Consider the following 2,602-nt stretch of genomic DNA (forward strand, 5'->3'; position numbering starts at 1 on the left):
ACCGGATGCCGCCGCGGGAAGACCGTCGCCGGAGCCGGGGCCGGCAGCGACCCGGGCCAGGGCTCGGCGCGCGAGCTGGCCGGCACCACCCGCTCACCCCAGGGCACCAGCTGCTGCCGCTCGGCCAACCAGCGGCCGCCGGCGATCACCGGGGTGGCCACCCCCTCGTGGCCGAGCATCGCCTGCACCCGGGAGAGGGCGTGATGCATCCGCTCGTCCACCCCGGCGCCGAACAGCCCCGGCTCGTGATGGGCGGCCTCGTCGACCGCGACCGGCTCCAGCCGGACGGCGACGATGCCGCCCCGCCAGCCCTCGGTGCCGGCCAGCTGCCAGCGCACCCGGTCGACCACCGCCGCGGCGTCGAAGCACGACGGATGCAGCCAGACCCGCTCGCCGATCCGGCCGTCGGCGTCGGTGCAGCCGACCCGCAGCTCGGTGCAGACCAGCCGGTGCGCGCTCAGCGCGGCGACGAACTCGTCCGCCGTGGCGCGCACCGAGAAGGCCACCTGGTCGACCAGTTCCAGCGGCGGCTCGAAGCTCGCCTCCCGGATCAGTTCCGGCGGCGGCGTCCGGGGGAGCAGCGGACGGGAGTCCCGGCCCCCGGCCAGGGCGTGCAGCCGGGCGCCGTGGGCGCCGAACCGTTCCCGGACGGCGCCGGCCTGCAATGCCGCGAAACTGCCCAGGGTGCGGACGCCGAGCCGGCGCAGCAGCACACTCAGGGTCTCCTCGGCCAGCACCGTCACCGGTAGTGGCGCCAGGAACGCGGCGGCCTCGCCCGGCGGGACGACCTCGATCCGGTCCGGCGGTGCCGTCGACCGGGCGGCCTGTTCGGCGGTGAACAACCCGTCGGCGACACCCACCCGGGCATCGGGCAGGCCGAGTTCGGCCAGCACGTCCAGGATCACCTCGGACGCCGGCCGCTCGCCGCCGTAGTACCGGGCGATACCGCGGGCGGGCACCGCGCACAACCCGGCCCGGACCACCTGGAAACCGGGGGCCACCTGCTCCAGGCGGTCCAGCACGGCGCCGAAGACCCGGTCGTCGCGTCCAGGGTCGGCCGGCACCACCACCAGTCCGGGGCACCGGGCCTGGGCCTCCCGACGGCGCATCCCCTCGGTCACCCCGTCGGCCTGTGCACTCCGCGAACAGGCCAGGATCGTGCCCGCCTCCAGGATCGCCACCGGCTCCGCCGACGGGTCGGACTCGGTGCGATGCCAGGCGGTCACCGGCCAGTCCGGGAACCAGACCACCAGGCAGCGCCGCGGCTCCGGCCCGGACATCAGCTCACCACCCGCAGTGTCGGCTCGGCGGCGCGAGCCGGTTCGGCGGACAGCCACCCCGAGCCGTCCGGCAGCGACACCCGGGCCTGCCGGGGCGCGGGGAAGCGCTTCGAGGCGACGCTCACCAGCACGTCCCGGGCGGTCAGGTAGCCGTGCCCGGCGCCCAGACCGGTCCAGCGCGGAGCCGACGTGCTCAGCGTCGCCTCCACCCGCGGCCACGCCCCGGCCACCAGCAGCACGGTTCCGCTGCTGCGCAGCCGGGCGGCCAGCCGGGACGCGTCGGCGTCCCGCACCCGGCCACCGGGGCGGACCGCGACCACGGGGATCACTTCGGCCAGGGCGGCGGTGATGCTGAACCAGCGTTCCTCCGGACGCGGCACCAGGGCCAGCCGGCCGAGATCCAGCCCGGCCTGCTCGGCAGCCTCGGCGCCGAGTTCCGGCAGCCCGATCGCTCCGCACCAGGAGCCCTCCCGGGAGGGCTCCGCCAGCAGTGCCAGCAGCAATGCCCCCGGGGTGACCGAGTAGGCCGATCCCGGCGTCAGCCCGCCGCCCGGCAGCAGCTCGGCCAGCGCCGGCGGCACCGGCAGTCGGCGTCCGCTCTGCGCACCGGCCCAGCGGACGTCGCCCTGCACCCGGCGGAGGCTCTCCAGCCGGGCGTCCCCCTGCAGCGGAGAGGCGGCACCGATCGACATACCACGATGATCGAACGAACGTTCGATTACGTCAAGGTGGCGACACGCCGGCGAGACCGGCCGGGAGCGCCCGCCCCACGCCGGCTCCGCCGCATCGTCCTCGCCGGACATAGCTAAAAGGGCTGTCATCGTGTTATCACGATGACAGCCCTTTTACTGCTGGAGATCAGCGATTGCTGGCGAAGAAACGCTGCGCGACGTTGGTATTGGTGTGCTGGTAGTACCAGGCGGTCGGCTTGTCGTCGCCGCTGATGACCCAGGCCACGGTGATCGACTTCTTGCCCTTGGCGGCGGCCGCCGTCCACTTGCTCGACGAGGTCAGATCGGGCATCTTCTTGGTGGCCTTGTTGATCTTGCTCAGCCATTCCGACTTGGTGGTCTCGGTGGTGCCGGTGACGGTGACGATCTCCCAGCTGGACTTGCCCCAGTGCGCCTTGTCCTCGCTCTTGCGGAGCAGCCCGTCATTGTCGTAGCCGACGGCCTTGGCCCGCAGCTTGCTGGTGGTGGTGGAGTACTTGTCCACCTGCACCTTCAGGGTGACCGTCTTCGCCGGCGGAGTGGTCGGCGGGGTCGTGGGCGGGGTCGTGGGCGGGGTGGTCGGCGGAGTGGTCGGCGGGGTCGTGGGCGGGG

Annotated in this window: 3 protein-coding genes; all 3 read right to left on the minus strand. The window is 73.9% G+C overall.

What is annotated here, in order from left to right; all coding sequences use genetic code 11:
- A partial coding sequence (locus QM582_RS19410; RefSeq protein ID WP_415087224.1) for a DNA polymerase Y family protein occupies positions 1-1,280 on the minus strand: 1,280 nt, incomplete at its 3' end.
- A complete protein-coding gene (locus QM582_RS19415) occupies positions 1,280-1,972 on the minus strand; it encodes a hypothetical protein (RefSeq protein ID WP_415087225.1) in 693 nt (230 codons plus the stop codon). The genes QM582_RS19410 and QM582_RS19415, both read right to left, overlap by 1 nt.
- Before the next feature lie 166 nt (positions 1,973-2,138).
- Positions 2,139-2,602 (minus strand): hypothetical protein (locus tag QM582_RS19420; protein WP_415087226.1); only part of this gene is annotated, 464 nt, incomplete at its 5' end.

Origin of the sequence: Micropruina sp. (genome assembly GCF_047607385.1) — a bacterium.
Taxonomy (GTDB): Bacteria; Actinomycetota; Actinomycetes; order Propionibacteriales; family Propionibacteriaceae; genus Micropruina.

Coding starts and splice junctions, on each gene's coding strand:
- QM582_RS19415 (WP_415087225.1), bottom strand. CDS start 1,972: ATGTCGATCGGTGCCGCCTCTCCGCTGCAGGGGGACGCCCGGCTGGAG.